Origin of the sequence: Pantoea trifolii (assembly GCF_024506435.1) — a bacterium.
Taxonomy (GTDB): Bacteria; Pseudomonadota; Gammaproteobacteria; order Enterobacterales; family Enterobacteriaceae; genus Pantoea; species Pantoea trifolii.
Window position 1 is genome coordinate 16610 of the sequence record NZ_JANIET010000003.1, and the last position, 15974, is coordinate 32583.

A 15974-nucleotide genomic window follows, 5' to 3' on the forward strand; every position below is an offset into this window, starting at 1 on the left:
GAATAATCAGACTCACTTTTACCCAGGAGCAGGACGATGGATCGGATTCAGGCTATGCAGGTTTTTATAAGGGTTGCTGAAGCCGGAAGCTTTGTGCGCGCGGCAGAGACACTGTCACTGCCAGCTTCCACCGTCACCAGCACGATTAAAAATCTGGAGAAATACCTGCAGGTACGTCTGCTTAACCGGACAACAAGACGGGTCAGCCTCACACCTGAAGGACTGCAGTATCTGGTGCAGTGCCGGGAGATCCTGTCGCTAATTGAACTTAGTGAATCCAGCCTGAGTGATTCCGTCAGGCGACCCCAGGGACGGCTGCGGGTTGATATGCCAGGGGGTATCGCCCACTTCGTCGTCATGCCCAATCTGAAAGAATTTTACCGGCTCTATCCGGATATTTACCTGATGATTGGCGTCAGCGACCGGCAGGTCGATCTTGTTCAGGAAGGGATAGATTGCGTGATCCGAACCGGAGAATTAACCGACTCCACGCTGGTTGCGCGGCCACTTGGCCGGTTTCGCTGGGTGACCTGCGCCTCGCCTGACTATCTCAGGCAATACGGTGTGCCTGAGACGCCGGAAGCGTTGTCGCTGCATCGGGCGATTCATTACTTTTCCGGTTCGGGAAGACGCACTAATGAACTGCGTTTCACACGAGGCACTGAGGCCTTCTCTGTGCCGGTTGAGGGGGATGCAGCCGTTAACGAAACGGGACTCTATATCAGACTGTGCCTTGAGGGTTTTGGGCTGGCGCAGCTTGCTGAGAATGTGATTTCGGAGAATCTGCGGCAAGGCAAACTGGTCGAGGTTCTGGCGGACTGGCAGCCACCTTCCGTGCCGGTGACGATGCTCTATCCGCATCAGCGTTTTCTCTCTCCCGCCGTGCGTGCTTTTGCTGACTGGGTCGGCGAACTTTTCAACGATGTCGCAGGCGAGAAACGGCCTTCCCGGTAAGAGATGGTCTTGAGAGCAAGAGTACGCTTCAGAACGATAATGGACAGCATCCACAGCAGAGGAACCGATCGTTCCCCTGTGGTGCCAGCCAATTCAGCCCGTCTGCTGTACAGGTTCCAGATGCGCATTTCGTCCGGCAGCCATTCCGGTGCAGGCACCTGCGACCGCGATTGCTGCGGTCATCAGTAATGGCAATGTCCAGCCTCCGGACAACTCCTGTACTTTGCCCAGCAGCAGCGGACCCATCGCCGCCATCAGATAACCGACGCTCTGCGCCATGCCTGACAGCGCGGCGGCGTCACCGGCATTTTTGGTACGAAGTCCGATGAAGGTCAGGCCCAGCATCATACTGGCACCCGAGCTGAAGCCGAGAAGAGCAGCCCACAGCATCGCCAGATTCGGCAGGTACATGATGCCGATAAAGGACGCAGCGGTTAACAGGCTGACGCCGGCAGCGGCTGCTTTCTGATCGTTGAGGCTACGCAGCGTGGCGGCCAGAATCAGGCCGGGAATGGCGGTGGTCAGCTGAAGAATGCCGTGTACTTCACCGGCCTGGGCTGAGGAGAGTCCACTGTCTGTTAGAATGGCGGGGAGCCAGCCGACAGCAACATAAAACGGCATCGCATTCAGGCCCATAAACAAGGTGACCTGCCATGCCAGAGGTGAGCACCAGACCGCGACGGTCGCCGCTTTTTTCTCGCCCTCTCCCGGCAACTGATGCGTCATCTTTAACTGGGGCAACCATAAAAGCAACGCAAGCAGCGGTGCAATAACCAGCATGGCTAACGCGATGTTCCAGCCCCAGCTCTGCGTCAGAGGAATGACAATGGCTGAACCAATAGCACCAGCCGCACCCATGGTCATGGAATATGCCCCCGTCACGGAAGCCACGTTGCCAGAAAAGTCACGTTTGATAAGGCCAGGCAGCAGGACATTGCCGAGGGCAATCCCGATACCTATCAATATGGTTCCGCCATAAAGCGCCCAGACACTGCCTGTGGAGCGAAGCAGGATGCCCGCTGAAATCACGGTCAGGGCACCAAAAAGGGTGCGTTCAAGACCGTACTTGTGTGAGATGGATGCGCTCAGCGGTGAAAAGGCGGCAAATGCCAGTAAAGGCAGCGAGTTAAGCAACCCAACGGCAGTAATACTTAGCCCAAAATCATGGCGAATAGACTCTAAAACGGGTGCGATAGCGGTAAAAGGAACACGCAGGTTGATAGCTATAAAAAGGATGCCGGTCACAAGTATGATTGAAGACCACTTGTTCGTAGTGTGGGACATAAATTTTGCTTTCTCTGGTAAAAAGAAAGACTTTAAAGGACGCATGAGTTACAGAATATAGATAACCTGACAACATATAACTAAATCATGCCACTTAATAAAAAACCGGTGACCTCACCGGATGAGTTTAATTCCGATGCTTTCAGTCAGGCTGCTATCGCGCTGCATGTATCATCGTCAGGCGAGTATGCAGGTCAGAGTCCGCACGCTCACCGTAAGGGACAACTTATTATCTCTTTGCGCGGTGCAGTGAGCTGTGAGGTTGAGGATGCGCTGTGGCTTGTTCCACCCGGACATGCTGTCTGGGTTCCGGGTGAAATCCCCCACAGTTGCCGGGTCACGAAGAATGCAGATACCTGCTTTCTGTTTATCGAACCCGGCGCGGCAGCGATGCCGGAAATCTGTTGTACCCTGGCGATTACTTCTCTGGTCCGCGAGCTTGTTCTGTATCTGGCAGAACAGGGACAGGCTTATTCTCCTGACAGTAAAACTGCCAGGCTCGCAGCGGTGCTGCTGGAGCATATTCCGGATGTGCCGGTTGAAGCGCTCCATCTTCCCGTATCCGATCATCCTAAAATCCGGAATATGGCGGAGGCACTTTTTAATGAGCCTGATGATCGGCGAACGTTAAAGCAGTGGGCTGCACATCTGGTCACCAGCGAACGATCGCTGGCCAGGCTGATAAAAGAGGCGACAGGAATGAGCTTTGGTCGCTGGCGTCAGCAACTGCATTTGATGATTGCCCTGAGCCATCTGGCTGAAGGTCAGTCCGTGCAGCGCGTAGCCGGAACGCTGGGATATGATTCGGTCAGCGCATTTATTACGATGTTCAGAAAAGCGCTGGGTAAATCACCGACGCAATATTTTTCGTCTCTAAACTAATGCAAAACAACACAAACCGAATTTTTATAAAGAACCCCAGCGTCCGCTGTTCACTCAAAACTGCCTGTCATTCCTGCTTAAAAAACAGGCTTAACGTAGGATATTTTCCGTTTTCCAAGCGGACCCTTAGCTGAGCGTTCGATAACAGATTATACCGAAGTGGAAGCTTCTCTGGAGCTTCATCTCAACGAGCTCGATGGTCAGCAAGCTGGCGATCCCGACAAGGTAGCCACACTGATCCTTCAAGCCGCCGCCGTAGAAGAATCGCCTTTACACTTATTTGTCGGGCAAATCGCAACTACTCTTGCCGGGCAGAAAATGTTAGCTGTACGCCACGACCTCGATGACTGGCGTAGTGCTTCCGACGCGACAGATTTTACCAACTGAAAATAAATCTGAACGGGCTGCCTCATTGAGGCAGCCTTAAATTTTCTGTCAAGCACAGTACGTTACCTTGGCATTGAAGTAGATGATGCTCTGGAAATATCGGAGTCAATTGAGGTCTAGACTGTGAGGGCTGCAACAGCAGCCCTGTGCCAGAAGCGAATGCGTCAGGTTCAAAAATGGGTAGGTAAACGGTTTAACTTATTCGTCCGGGATACATACCCGAATACGGTGCCCGTCAGGATCAAGCGCAACGAACGTCTTGCCAAAAACAGCATGTTTGGGCTCCTGTTCTATATGCACACCGCTCTCTGACCATTGCTGATAAAGCACATCAACCTCTTGAATATCTTTCACCATAAAACTCAATTCAGTTCGGCTACCTACACCGCAGGATACAAAGTCACTCGCTGTCGTTGACCATAGTCCAAGGTTCAGGCCGTTATTAAAGGAAAAAGCCACCCACGTCGGAAGCATCACGTCTGGTTCTGTATTGAATAGCTTCTGGTAAAAACCACTGCTGACAATCGGATTATCAACATAAAGAATGATCAGGTTAGGTATCATGAGTCTCTCACGCCAAAAAGAATGAGACTTCACTATTGCAGGGAGCATTGACAGAACATGTCAGCATCAGGACCGAAACGAGCAGAACGCCTTCTCAATCTTCTGCAGATTTTTTATCAGCATCGCTATCCGATAAGCGGCCACAGTCTGGCTGAAGAACTTTCAATCAGTCTTCGTACACTTTATCGTGATATTGGCGCACTACGCGCTCAGGGTGCCGACATTCAGGGTGAGGCTGGCACAGGATATATCCTTTCCCGGAGCCATCATTTACCCCCGGTGATGTTTACCCCCGAACAGCTCGATGCACTGGCGCTCGGTTTACGCTGGGTAGCCACATATGGTGATAAGGGCATTGCTAAAGCGGCTTCAGAGGTAACGGGGAAAGTCCGCCACGGTCTTCCGCCACAGTTACAGACACTGTTTGATGACTCCACATTATTGGTGGGAAAGAGACAGGAAGCTCATCACAACTTTGAAAACCTGGGCGTTGTTCGAAGCGCCATCAGGTGGAGACGTAAAATCCGTGCAGGTTATACAGACAGACTCGGTAATATGAGTGAAAGAACGATATGGCCTTTCGCGCTGGGTTACTTCTCCGGCGCTATTGTGCTTGCTGCATGGTGTGAAGAACGTAACGACTTCCGTCATTTCGACGTAACGCGATTAAAATCTCTTCAGCACCTGCAGGAAGGATATCCTCATTCCCGGCATAGCTTACTCCGTATATGGCGTAATGCAGGTCTGGATAACATCATTCCCACGCGTAGCTGAAATGGATATGATTGCTTCAGAAAATCCAGGTCTGTTCTTATCTATAATTATATCCGCTCTTCGCTCAAAGCTGCCTGTCAAAGTAGTCAAGCTTTACATAGCTCAGAGGTACAAAAAATAACCTTAACGTACAATAATTTTCGATATCCAAACTGACCCCTAACACGACTAAATTGATAAATTTATTTCCGGAGCAGTAAATAAATGGGGGCTACTTAATGCCTGCAGTAAAATTCGTTGGTATCATCACGGTGAATGCAAGAGAGCAAATGCAAGCGATGAGATAGGGGTCTTCTTGGAAAGCTGAAAATATCCTACTATTCGTTTTATTTCATTTCACGGATGCCTTCAGCCCAGCTTTTTACCGGTGCGTACCCTAATTCTCGCCTTGCCTTAGCTGTATTGAGAGTAAGTGTCTTCCCTATCAGCTGCAGCATTTGTCGCGTTAGAGGCGGTTCGCCTTTTAGTCTTAAAACCCGCCATGTCATGCCCATTAGTCCGGCCAGCAGCCAGGCTGCTCTGAACGAAACGTATTTATCCTTAACGGTGATGCCACATGTATTAAGTAATTCACTAATAATGCCTTTAAGCGTGCCTGTTTTTTCATCCGTTATAAAGTAAGCTTCACCACCAGTACCTTTATCGGCTGTAAGTAAGAGTGCTGAAACAAGATTATCCACATGACATGTGGACATTGACTGATTTCCTCCATCAATCCACTGCCATTGCCCGGCCTTAACCGTTGCAGCCATCTGTTTAAGCATAGGCATTCCAGCTCCCCATATAAGAGGAGGGCGAATAGCTATCGTTTCAAACTCTGGACGTTTGTTATTCGCCGCAAGCAAAAGTTGCTCAGCTTTGGCTTTCGATGAACTGTAAGGAGCAAATGAGCGGCTTTGTTTCGGTTGATTTTCATCCACGTCCAACATTGGCTGAGGATCACCCAGGATGACGGCAGCGGCACTGACATACACGATTTTTTTTACCGAGGGAGTCATAGTGGCAGCATCAACCACTGCTTGTGTACCGCCAATATTGATACGTTCAAACTCCTCACGTCTACCCCATAGCTTAAAATGCGCTGCTATGTGAAAGACTATTTCTGAGCCTTTCATCCCTTGTTCCAGCGCGTTTAATGTATTGAGTTCGCCCTTTACTGGCGTTGCGCCCATTAGTTGCAGGGCTTTGCATGCAGCGCTACTTCTTGCCAGAGCATTGACCTTCCACCCATTTCGTACCAACTCCATTATCAATCTTGAGCCTACAAAACCTGTTCCACCGGTAACAAATGCCGTGCGTTCAATAGTCATGTTTTCATCCACTGCCTCAGTAGGTTTAAAACAATATGCCCCGGCGCCAAACAAAATACAACGAACATTTTATGTTTTTTGTTCTTATGGCGCGCGATTACAGATCCTGTATACTAAATTGCATATATGCGAGTTTCCCAACCTCTTGTTTATTATAATCATGTAGATTGAGGTCTTTTTTTTCAGAAGGAATACGAGTGGGTATTACAAACGCAGAAGGTAAGGATGATGCAATTTCGCCTGTGAAAATTCTGGAAGCTGCTCGCGTACAGATTCGTCGTTTTGGAGAGTCCAAAACAAACATTGTCGATATTGCGCGAGCGTTAGGCACTTCCCATACCACCATTTATCGCCATTTTAAGTCTAAGGCAGATGTATTTGATGCTCTGGTATTATCAACGATGACTCATGAGCAATTACTGGTATCAGCCTACTGCAATGACGATAGTCCAGCAGCTATCCGCCTTACAGAATTTGTAGCTGCACTGAATCACTTTAAGGTCAGGCGATACGCTGAAGACCCTGAACTATTCACATTGTACAAACGTGTTGTAACTGAGCGTCCAGACATTGTCATATCTTATACGCACAGAATGACGGGCCTCATTCAACAAATTATTCAGCAAGGCATAAATAGTGGTGAGTTTAAAATTGAGAATGCTGAGATTGCAGCAAGTGTTGTACGTGATGCGGTAACCATATTTGTCCATCCTGCATTAGTTGCTGAAGCTGCCCGTGCAGGTCTGAATATGGAACGGCCACTGCAACACGTAATGAAAACGTTAATTATAGCTTTTAATAAAGGTTTAACTTACTGAATTAGAAAGTTTCTTTGTGCATCCACAAATTTAAATAGGGGCATGCTACCCGACATTTCTGCTGGCGGTAATTTTTGCCTGACACCCTTGTTTAACCCTCTAAATTTAAGTTGGCTTGCCAGCTGGCTAATGAAAAACTGGCCCTTATAAGCAGCCAGTATTCTTTCAAAACATCACCGATTTAGTGCACCCAACTTACCAGGGTGTAGTTCCACTCGCTTCAACAAATGTGCCACTAACAGCATCACTCTCTGGGAGTAATGCGTATTGCACAGGTAGCCGTGCCCCTTCTTCTGGAGTAAGAAATCCATTATGCCCAGTCAAATCAGTTTTGACATATCCCGGGCTCACAGAGTTAACGACAATAGAAGTATCGCGTAACTCCTGGGCTAACTGTACCGTCAGCATATTCACCGCGGCTTTCGATGCGTTATAACCGATCAGGCGGGCATCGTAGTAGGGGGAAGTTGAGTCACTATTGACCGTCAACGAGCCGAGAGAGCTGGACAAATTCACGATACGCGCGGCAGGCGCTTTGCGCAATAGTGGTAGCAGTGCTTGCGTGACAGCCAGCGTTCCAATGAAATTGGTTTCCATAATACGCCGTACTGAGTCGGGGGATGATATGCTCGGCGGCCCATCAGCAGAATCGACAATTCCGGCATTGTTGACCAAGATATCGAGATGACCATAATCAGCCTCAATTGCCACTGCTGCCGCTGTAATGCTTGAGTGGTCGTTCAGGTCAATAGACAGCAACTGTGCGTTTAAACCTTGAGCTGCCAGTCCCTCTAAGGCCGCTGCGGCACGACTGGCATCCCGGGCACCGATGATGACATTCACTCCAGCCTCCAACAGCTGACGGGCTATTTCCAATCCAATACCTTTATTTGCGCCGGTAATAAATGCAATGCGTTTTTGTGTCATATAAACACCTCTAAATTGATTGTTTTAAATTGATAATTTCCATTAGTATATGAAGCTTCCTTCAGTTTAAGAATTCGCATATGCCCACATCCTCACATCTAAGCCTTACCCCCCGTAAGCAGCCACGGCAGAAGCGTGCGCTAGTTACGGTGAACGCCATTTTTGAGGCAACCATTCAGGTTTTGGTAAGTGATGGTCCGCGCCGATTAACGACGACTCGTGTAGCCGACCGGGCCGGTGTGTCCGTTGGCAGCATGTACCAGTATTTTCCGCACAAACAGGCGTTATTCTACGCCTTGAATGAACGTTACCTGGTAAGGCTGGCAGAGAAAATCGAAGCGGCCTGCGAAGCACAACACGGTGCAGCCATTGAGAAAATGGTGGATTCTCTTGTCATGACGTACTGGTGCGCTAAAACAGAAAGGCCTGAAGTCACGCGTGCGCTTTATCAATCTGTTGCAGAACTCGACAATCAACCTTTGATTACGGCCTTCGCGAAGCGCATAGATATTGCTACAGCGACGATGCTCAAGAGTGCTTCTAATGCATCTTTTACCAATCTGCCAATCGTGACGCTTACTCTTCTCAGCACAATTTTCGGTACTGTGCGCAGTGTGTTTGAACGTGAACTTCCTAGTGATAAAGGAGATGCTATATGCAAACAATTGGCAGTGATGTGCATCGCCTACCTGAATATTGTGGAGTAGTTTTTAAACTTCACATGACGTTGTTGAACATAAATACTCACTAGATACTGAATCCTCTTAGCGCTATGAGTTAATTAGGTCGACCTACGTTATCCTTAACAGAAGGGTATTTCGGCAATGATAAAAATTTTTAATAGCTGTATAATGGTTGATAGTAAGTTAACCCTCGCACCCGAATTTAAACCTTCAACATATTTTTATAATGCAATCCAAAAAAAACACTGCGTTATTAAAATCATTGAAATGGTTATTCGCACTAAGTGTTATTACTTAGTGGTTATTCAGATGGTGGTATTCTTAATTACATTCAACATTTTGGAGACCATAGCCTTGATAAAATCATTATATTTTTGACGTTCTCCTGTTATTCTTTAAAAACTATCGCAGCCTCATGGATATAACTTCCACTCACTACGGTTTGAAGAATAAATGAGGCTAGACCGGCACGCGATATTCTTGCTGTTATACCCGGTCTCAAATCAATACCTGAACGATAATTGTTGCTAGCATCGCCGTTCGTCAGCATTGGGGGCCGTATCAACGTCCAGTCGGTATTACTCGCTCTCACTAAATCTTCCATGTCATCCTTATCACGCATCTTTTCGCTTATTATGCTGCGCACAAAACGGATAAATAAAGAGGCGTTGTGTGTTTCCGACGCCCCATAGGCGCTTAAAGCAATAAGGCGTTTTACACCAACATTTTGCATCGCAGATATGATTTTGCTGGTTCCATCAGTACAAATTTTTTGAGCTTTGCCTTTACGTGCACCTAGCACGCTAATAACGGCATCTGCGTCTCGTATGACAGATTCTACGATGACCGAATTAGAAAGCTCACCGACGATGAGCTTCAGGCCAACGTTATTAATCTGCAAACTGTCCAGGGTGCGCACCATGGCCGTAATATAATGCCCCGAGGAAAGAGCTTGATTGACCAAATGGCGGCCGGTCGCGCCTGATGCGCCAAAAATAGCAAGTTTCATACGTATTCCTTAAAGTGATACTTTTAGGTAATTGATGTGAGAACCGCAGCTGCTTGTTCTACAAGTGATGATGTGCTGGCCAGAAAACTATTGCTGCCCAAATGCCATGGTGCACCCTGTAGATCAGTGACTTCCCCACCGGCTTCAGATACCAATAATGCACCGGCCAGTAAGCCAGACCGCACTTGGCTGTATTGCCAAAATATATCCTGACTGCCCGCAGCAACCTGAATCAGTTGTAACGTGGCTGGCACCGATACACGTACCACCAACGCAGCTTTCAGCATTGCGACCAATGACATTCCCATGCGACGGTATGTGTCGTCGCTCTCATTAGGCATTGCCTGGCCAGTGCCAACCATCGCGGCGTTTAAATGGGTCTTGGTTGACGTCTGCAGGCGTCGGTCATTAAGCCATGCACCCTCACCGCGCAAAGCAGTGTAAGTATCGTCACTCATCGGCAAATGCACCGCAGTCAGAACTATTTCATTATCTCGAACCAACGTCACCGTTATCCCCCAGTCCTGTAAACCATGTATAAAGTTTATCGCTCCCTCAACGGGGTCTGTAACCCACCATTCCCCCGCAGGTAACGTACCAGTGCCCTCCTCATCTTCAACCCATTGAGCGTGAGGAAGGGCAACTGATAGTGACTTTCGTAAAATATCGAGTGAGATAACATCGATAGAAGCAATCTTCTTGGCAATATCTTCTCTGTCTTTAGGGCGATTGTCCGCGCTAAAGCTCTGTTTTAACGCCATGCCGGCTGACTGCACGACTGAAGTGACAAGCCTCAATAAATGCGCGTCATTGGCTTTTTTTTCGGCTGAATGATTTAGAGATGTCATGGATACCTTCATCGGTTTATGAGGCGAAAGAATTGCGCTTGACTCAGTGCGAAAATAATATGAGCATTAGCTCATATGAACAACTCGCAATCTAAACCCGCAGCCACTCGTCGCTTAAACCCACGTAAAATGCCCTCTCAACCACGTTCCACGCATACGGTCGAGGCAATAATCGAGGGAGCTGCTCACATTCTCGAACAACATGGACTCGAGGGGTACACAACGAACGCAATCGCAGCGCGTGCTGGCGTCAGTATTGGCTCTCTCTATCAATACTTCCCGACAAAGGATGCGGTGACCGTTGCACTTATTGAACGGGAAATGACTGAGCTCGTGCAAGAAGCAAAACAGGTGCTGCTACGTGATGATCGAGGTGAGGCGCTGCGCCAGTTAATAGAAGTCGCAGTTCGTTACCAATTACGAAGACCTGTACTGGCAATGTTGCTCGATTTTGAGGAGCATCGGCTATCAGCAATAATGCCAAAATCAGGGACCAAAGCGACTATGCATGCTGAATTAGTCGAATTTTTGCAGGTAGGGGTTATGTCAGGAAAAGTCTCAGCAAACATTGCTGCCTCTGAGATAATGGCCATCATAAGTTCACTTACCGATGCCGCTGGCCGACACGGAGATGATCAACAAGAACAGTTGATTGACAGGATAGAGGCTGCTCTTCTGGGTTATCTCAGCATCATTTGAGGCAAGGAACAGGAATAGTTTTTTTGATCGATTCACTAAACCAATACAAACACTATATTAGTGTTTGAGAGAAATTTTTTGATATAACACTTGAGACATTTAACTTACACGTAGTGTGACGTTAATTATTTCTCACGCAAAACCATTGCATCAGGCTAATTTCCTTTTCCACTGAACTAAAAAAACTGTTTCGACTTAACGTCAAAACAGCTTTTAGCACGATGTTATCTCTACTTGGAGGATGATAAAGCAAAGGCGATAATATAACCACCAACATCTTTTCAATGACTTGAACCACCTGCCGATATTGTAATCATACCGCTTTTATTTCCAAACACTTTTTGAGATCCCCGGTTTTTCAGCCTTTAGCCGATACTCTTCCGGCGTCAAGTTATTCATGGATTCATGAGGCCACCTGACCTGCTCCCTGTTGGTTAAGACACCCCAATGTTAGTTATGTCGTTGTTGGAGTTGCGAACTTCTGCTCCTCGCTCACAGCGGACATCCGCTCCAAGCACTGGGCAGCTTTGTGCCATAAGCGGACGAGCCTAAAAAATGGACTAACTAGCTTGTAACCATTGAGATGTTTATGAATTGAAATTTGCCGCATTTAGATTTAAGTTGTTATATTTAGCTATGAGCAATTAAAAATATAGAGAATACTGAACATGGGTGAAGAATATTCGCTGAATATAAAGCGTTTCAGGAAAACAATGATTAAGGAACTGCCGAAGGTTCCTAATACTCCTGTAGCCATCGAAGAACTTGAAATAATGCCGACCAGAGAAATCATTTCGAAATATATCACTTGGAAGATCAGGGCTATTCCCATAAAGAAAAGAACTATAGCTTTTTACCCCATGGGCATAGATTTAAATGTTTTTTTTAAAATGCATCATGACATAAAGGTGTTTCTCGATAAAGTCATTAAAGGTAATGATCTCAATCCGTATTTATCTGAGCGAGTTAGGACGCATGGTGTCATTTTACCAGGTGCTTCCTTAAGAAACAAAGGGAAGGATATAGACACTCTTGTGCTTAGGGAAGGATTATATCATTTTCATTTTGCCCCTAAAGATAACAAAAACCCTAAAGGAAGAAGTATGTAGTGGTCAACAAAAACTGGCCACGGCTTTAGAGTTTTTCCAGAACAATCGTTCTGATTCATTCGGCGTCAAACCACCATTATATTGATGAGGTCTGAGCTGGCTGTAATATCCTGTGATGTAATTCGTTATTGCCGTGCTGGCTTCGCTAAAATTCACGTAGCCGTTATCCGGTACCCACTCTGTTTTCAGGCTTCTGAAGAACCGTTCCATTGGGCTGTTAACCCAGCAATTCCCCCGGCGACTCAGGCTTTGCTTTATCTGACACCTCCACAGTAACTGCCTGAAATTCCTGCTGGTATAGTGACTGCCTTGATCCGAGTGATACAGTAAATTAGCCGGCTTTCCTCGCGCTTCCCAGGCCATGGACAGCGCTTTAGCTGTCAATGCAGAATCCGGGAAAAATGACATCGCCCAGCCAACCGGTTTACGGGAAAACAAATCGAGTACTACAGCCAGATAAGCCCAGCATTTTCCCGTCCAGATATAAGTCACATCACCGCACCAGGCCTGATTAGGCTCGGTAACAGCAAACTGGCGATCCAGATAATTAGGGATCTCAATGTGTTCCTTAGACGCCTTCTTATAACGATGGCCAGGTTGCTGACAGCTGATAATATTGAGTGCTTTCATCAGCTTTGTTGCCCGCCAGCGGCTCAGTTTTATACCTTTGGTGGTGACCATCGCGGCAATGCTTCGCGCTCCTGCTGAGCCGTTACTTTCGCGATAAACTTCACGCACAAGGCTCAGTAATGCCACTCTCGTGGCGTCAGGCTTCCTGGGCTGCCGCCAGTATTTATAACTGCTGCGATGAACCCCAAACACGTTGCACACAACGGCAACAGGAAACCGCGCCCTGAGTTTCTCAACTAATGAGAACTGTTCAGGGAGTCTGACATCAAGAGCGCGGTAGCCTTTTTTAATATATCCCTTTCCATTTCAACGCGTTGAAGTCTTTTCTTCAACTCACGTATCTCAATCTGCTCAGGTGTCATGGGTGAAGCTATGGGTGATTTTCCCGCTCGCTCTTCTTTCAGTTGTCGAACCCATTTGTCCATCGTGGATTTGCCGACATTCATCGCAGTGGCAGCGGCGGCAACGGTGTAGTGCTGATCGAGTACAAGCTGGGCAGCTTCGAGGCGAAATTCGGGGCTAAAATTGCGTCTGTTACGTCCGGTCATAATGTCACCTGTTTTGACTATGAGGTAATGATATCACCTCTATTCAGGTGGCCAAATTCAGTGTGCCACTACATAAGGATTGTCATAAGAACCTGAATGGCCTTAAACGTTTAGTCTATTGAGGCGTTACGTTAGATCTGTGAAATGACCTTCATGTTATCTTTTTTTCATTTTCCTCTGCGATACCGTTTATTGATGTCATGCAAAAATTTTCAAATCCGATACGCATTAGGGTGCTCGATGGTACCTTCAAAACATATTGCTTTTATCAGAAAAACTCATCCACCCTATAGTCCCACTCATGCCCTGCAACCGACCATTCAGCGTTTACGGCTGGTGGAAATCCTGTCCGACAGTAACCATTTTTATTCTGAAAATCGAAAACACCGTGAGGATAGCCATTGATCAGCAACACACATTTCTTATTGTCTTCTGACCAGCCAACTTTTACATCACAAGGTTTATGCCGATCGGCAATGTCTTCAATATTGTAGATATGCAGCGCATCTCTAATGGGATTTCCTGCTGCAGACTCGTCTATGGCATAGAAGTAGCCCGTTTCACCGTCGTCTTCAAATACTGCAGCCAACACGCCATCTGGTGCCGTGCTTTCAAGCGTGTTCGCTTCACCGATAGTCATTTCGCCATGAGCGGTAACTAATATTGTCATTATCTCTCCTTGTTTAACTTTTCACCGCTTACTCACGATGAATTGCGTGGTGAAGCTTGTAATCCCAAATAACTCATCATTACCAAGATGCGATATTAGTTTTTTGCATATTCGATTCTATCCAGATCGGAACAACCCATCATCGCAAAGTGTTCTCTATCAGGTTCGGCTGAAATGCGGAATGGCGCAAAAGCGCTACCGGCACCAATCTGGATATCATCCAACCCGACATACACGTTTTCTGGTTTAAGTTGGAATCGGCTAAAACCACGACTATCCCGCCGGGTGACATCTGAAATAACCGCATCTCTCACCTGCTGGGGCGTCAATGTACTGCAAGCCTTAAGATCGGCCCGATGTATTTGTTGCTGTTCTAAATATAACGCCGCCAACAGCAAAGCAAAGAATGCGACAATGCCGACAACTATTTTAATGAAAAGCGACATCAAACTTTCCTTGTTTAGTCAGGGCCAATAGACAACAAAGATTGCTTCGGGGTTTTAAGTTGCCAGAAGCTCACCTCTCATCGCCCTTCAGTAAAACATGACGGTAATGTCTGCGACATCAGGCGGATGGTAAAATGCTGCCACACGAAGAAAGCCGGCGGAATGATGATCATTGCCCGGAGCATGGCATATAAGAAAGTGTTGTCACTTGGAAACAACCAGTCGAAAACCACGAACTGGATGACCACTGCGGCAAAATAAAAGAAGGTGTTGAGCCAGTACTGTAGATGAGAGCGAGCTCTGCGATGCGCATCACGGTAGTTCTGTTGCCAGATGGATCGAGGCAGACCTTCAAACTCGGGGATATCTCTCTTCGACCACCAAAATTTCATGTGCGCTCCTTTCACATTGACACCCAAATGATAATTAATATCAATATCATCTGCAACCTTATGAGTTTTGAGCTTGCTTCTTAACGGAGCCACCAGCTATCAGAGTGCAGTGCCCTATTTTGCGTTCCCTTAGATAAAATGGGTCAGTTCTAAGCACCAGACGATTCACATGTTAACTGTGAATATTCGCCATGTTTGATTGAACGTATAACGTGGTGTTTACCAAATAGGTTCGATACTCTGCCTGTTATCCAAAGGGATTAATGAGATATTACGAACGCAGTGAGCTGCTGCACTTGCAGGTGGCGAAATACATTTTCAGCAAGGAGTCAGTTATGTCACGTGATATTGGCATCTACATTCAAAAGGAAAGTTACCCACCGACTGATGTTCTGAGGAATGCCATTATTCAGGAAGGGTTTCCCTGTGTGCTTGATGATGAGTTCGACCCACTCACCTACGGTGGTTTTCTACTGTGCCCTGTTGATGGCTCCCCCGCTGGTTTCGAATATCATGTCAGACCCATCGATGAAGATGAGCTTGAAGAAGTAGAAGCTTCCTTCACTCCAGATACAGTCATTTTACTATCAACTGGCAGTAATGAACGTGAGTGGATATCCGCTGTAGCCACAGCCAGTTGCCTTGCTAAACTGGCTGGCGGAATTATGGTTAATTATTACACCGGCGAGCAAATTACCGCTGAACACGCCACTGACTGGGCAAGAACGCAGATCGCTCTGCAAAAGTTACTCAATAGACGAATTATCGATCCCATCAGGCCATGCTTAAAATCTGCTGCCTGAGAATAATGACTACTCATTGTGGACGCCACGGATTCCAATAGAACACCGTTATTAACCAAGCTAACGCTGAGTATGTGTCAGGCAGCGCATACAGTCGCGTGATAATTCACGAGTGAGCGGCCAGTTGCGTCATGGTGATCATTGAAGCCTGGCAGGTAGCGAGGTTACTAAGAGCAGCGATGCCTGCAGCGTCCCGCACATTGGTGGTGAAAAGCAGGCTTAATCGCCTGCTTTTAA

General features: G+C 47.1%; 19 protein-coding genes and 1 pseudogene. 9 read left to right on the top strand and 11 right to left on the bottom strand.

What is annotated here, in order from left to right; all coding sequences use genetic code 11:
• The first annotated feature begins 36 nt into the window (after nucleotides 1-36).
• On the top strand, nucleotides 37-954 hold the full coding sequence (locus NQH49_RS23000; RefSeq protein ID WP_015697045.1) for a LysR family transcriptional regulator: 918 nt from the start codon (nucleotides 37-39) through the stop codon (nucleotides 952-954).
• A gap of 93 nt (nucleotides 955-1047) precedes the next feature.
• On the opposite strand, the gene NQH49_RS23005 is transcribed toward NQH49_RS23000, so the two are convergent.
• The gene (locus NQH49_RS23005; protein WP_256699227.1) at nucleotides 1048-2238 is read right to left on the bottom strand and encodes an MFS transporter; all 1191 of its coding nucleotides are present in this window, start codon (nucleotides 2236-2238) and stop codon (nucleotides 1048-1050) included.
• An 87-nt stretch (nucleotides 2239-2325) separates the two neighbouring features.
• Between NQH49_RS23005 and NQH49_RS23010 the strand changes: the two genes are divergently transcribed.
• Together NQH49_RS23010 and NQH49_RS23015 are read left to right on the top strand one after the other, a co-directional pair.
• Complete coding sequence (locus NQH49_RS23010) at nucleotides 2326-3120, top strand: AraC family transcriptional regulator (RefSeq protein ID WP_187510456.1); 795 nt, start codon at nucleotides 2326-2328, stop codon at nucleotides 3118-3120.
• A 159-nt stretch (nucleotides 3121-3279) separates the two neighbouring features.
• Entirely contained in the window at nucleotides 3280-3507 is a 228-nt protein-coding gene (locus NQH49_RS23015) for a Rossmann-fold NAD(P)-binding domain-containing protein (RefSeq protein WP_256699228.1), read from the top strand.
• 198 nt (nucleotides 3508-3705) lie between these two features.
• Here the strand turns inward: NQH49_RS23015 and NQH49_RS23020 are convergent, their stop codons facing one another.
• Nucleotides 3706-4071 (bottom strand): VOC family protein, encoded by a 366-nt coding sequence (locus NQH49_RS23020; protein ID WP_256699229.1) that lies wholly within the window; start codon nucleotides 4069-4071, stop codon nucleotides 3706-3708.
• A 57-nt stretch (nucleotides 4072-4128) separates the two neighbouring features.
• On the opposite strand from NQH49_RS23020, the gene NQH49_RS23025 reads away from it, so the two are divergent.
• Complete coding sequence (locus NQH49_RS23025) at nucleotides 4129-4845, top strand: helix-turn-helix transcriptional regulator (protein ID WP_256699230.1); 717 nt, start codon at nucleotides 4129-4131, stop codon at nucleotides 4843-4845.
• 326 nt (nucleotides 4846-5171) lie between these two features.
• On the opposite strand, the gene NQH49_RS23030 is transcribed toward NQH49_RS23025, so the two are convergent.
• Nucleotides 5172-6155 (bottom strand): NAD-dependent epimerase/dehydratase family protein, encoded by a 984-nt coding sequence (locus NQH49_RS23030; protein ID WP_256699231.1) that lies wholly within the window; start codon nucleotides 6153-6155, stop codon nucleotides 5172-5174.
• 197 nt (nucleotides 6156-6352) lie between these two features.
• Here NQH49_RS23030 and NQH49_RS23035 point away from each other — a divergent pair, with 197 nt between their 5' ends.
• Nucleotides 6353-6973: a TetR/AcrR family transcriptional regulator gene (locus NQH49_RS23035; protein ID WP_208294504.1), complete on the top strand. Its 621-nt coding sequence runs from the start codon at nucleotides 6353-6355 to the stop codon at nucleotides 6971-6973.
• Nucleotides 6974-7168: 195 nt separating this feature from the next.
• Here the strand turns inward: NQH49_RS23035 and NQH49_RS23040 are convergent, their stop codons facing one another.
• Nucleotides 7169-7900 (bottom strand): SDR family oxidoreductase, encoded by a 732-nt coding sequence (locus NQH49_RS23040; protein WP_119824592.1) that lies wholly within the window; start codon nucleotides 7898-7900, stop codon nucleotides 7169-7171.
• An 80-nt stretch (nucleotides 7901-7980) separates the two neighbouring features.
• Here NQH49_RS23040 and NQH49_RS23045 point away from each other — a divergent pair, with 80 nt between their 5' ends.
• Nucleotides 7981-8607, top strand: a complete 627-nt coding sequence (locus tag NQH49_RS23045; RefSeq protein WP_119824590.1) for a TetR/AcrR family transcriptional regulator — start codon at nucleotides 7981-7983, stop codon at nucleotides 8605-8607.
• Nucleotides 8608-8971: 364 nt separating this feature from the next.
• On the opposite strand, the gene NQH49_RS23050 is transcribed toward NQH49_RS23045, so the two are convergent.
• Both NQH49_RS23050 and NQH49_RS23055 read right to left on the bottom strand, forming a co-directional pair.
• A complete protein-coding gene (locus NQH49_RS23050; protein WP_119824586.1) occupies nucleotides 8972-9592 on the bottom strand; it encodes an NAD(P)-dependent oxidoreductase in 621 nt (206 codons plus the stop codon).
• Nucleotides 9593-9615: 23 nt separating this feature from the next.
• A complete protein-coding gene (locus NQH49_RS23055) occupies nucleotides 9616-10440 on the bottom strand; it encodes an inositol monophosphatase family protein (protein WP_256699232.1) in 825 nt (274 codons plus the stop codon).
• 75 nt (nucleotides 10441-10515) lie between these two features.
• Here NQH49_RS23055 and NQH49_RS23060 point away from each other — a divergent pair, with 75 nt between their 5' ends.
• The gene (locus tag NQH49_RS23060; protein WP_119824584.1) at nucleotides 10516-11139 is read left to right on the top strand and encodes a TetR/AcrR family transcriptional regulator; all 624 of its coding nucleotides are present in this window, start codon (nucleotides 10516-10518) and stop codon (nucleotides 11137-11139) included.
• A 324-nt stretch (nucleotides 11140-11463) separates the two neighbouring features.
• On the opposite strand, the pseudogene NQH49_RS23555 reads toward NQH49_RS23060, so the two are convergent.
• A pseudogene (locus NQH49_RS23555) lies at nucleotides 11464-11550 on the bottom strand (integrase); the annotation flags it as partial.
• A gap of 302 nt (nucleotides 11551-11852) precedes the next feature.
• Between NQH49_RS23555 and NQH49_RS23065 the strand changes: the two are divergent.
• Nucleotides 11853-12248 carry a hypothetical protein gene (locus NQH49_RS23065; protein WP_256699233.1) on the top strand — a complete coding sequence of 132 codons (396 nt, stop codon included), beginning with the start codon at nucleotides 11853-11855 and terminating at the stop codon, nucleotides 12246-12248.
• Nucleotides 12249-12251: 3 nt separating this feature from the next.
• Here NQH49_RS23065 and NQH49_RS23070 read toward each other — a convergent pair.
• The 4 genes from NQH49_RS23070 to NQH49_RS23085 all read right to left on the bottom strand — a co-directional run bounded on the left by NQH49_RS23070 (nucleotide 12252) and on the right by NQH49_RS23085 (nucleotide 14934).
• A protein-coding gene (locus NQH49_RS23070; RefSeq protein ID WP_256699234.1) for an IS3 family transposase occupies nucleotides 12252-13426 on the bottom strand; the annotation gives its coding sequence in 2 pieces (ribosomal slippage) (nucleotides 12252-13168 and nucleotides 13168-13426; 1176 coding nt in all).
• 268 nt (nucleotides 13427-13694) lie between these two features.
• Nucleotides 13695-14096, bottom strand: a complete 402-nt coding sequence (locus NQH49_RS23075; RefSeq protein WP_256699235.1) for a DUF2251 domain-containing protein — start codon at nucleotides 14094-14096, stop codon at nucleotides 13695-13697.
• Nucleotides 14097-14191: 95 nt separating this feature from the next.
• Nucleotides 14192-14542: a phosphonate ABC transporter substrate-binding protein gene (locus tag NQH49_RS23080; protein WP_256699236.1), complete on the bottom strand. Its 351-nt coding sequence runs from the start codon at nucleotides 14540-14542 to the stop codon at nucleotides 14192-14194.
• 77 nt (nucleotides 14543-14619) lie between these two features.
• Nucleotides 14620-14934, bottom strand: coding sequence for a hypothetical protein (locus NQH49_RS23085; RefSeq protein ID WP_256699237.1), 315 nt, complete (start codon nucleotides 14932-14934; stop codon nucleotides 14620-14622).
• 335 nt (nucleotides 14935-15269) lie between these two features.
• On the opposite strand from NQH49_RS23085, the gene NQH49_RS23090 reads away from it, so the two are divergent.
• Nucleotides 15270-15737: a hypothetical protein gene (locus tag NQH49_RS23090; RefSeq protein WP_256699238.1), complete on the top strand. Its 468-nt coding sequence runs from the start codon at nucleotides 15270-15272 to the stop codon at nucleotides 15735-15737.
• The last annotated feature ends 237 nt before the right edge of the window (nucleotides 15738-15974 follow it).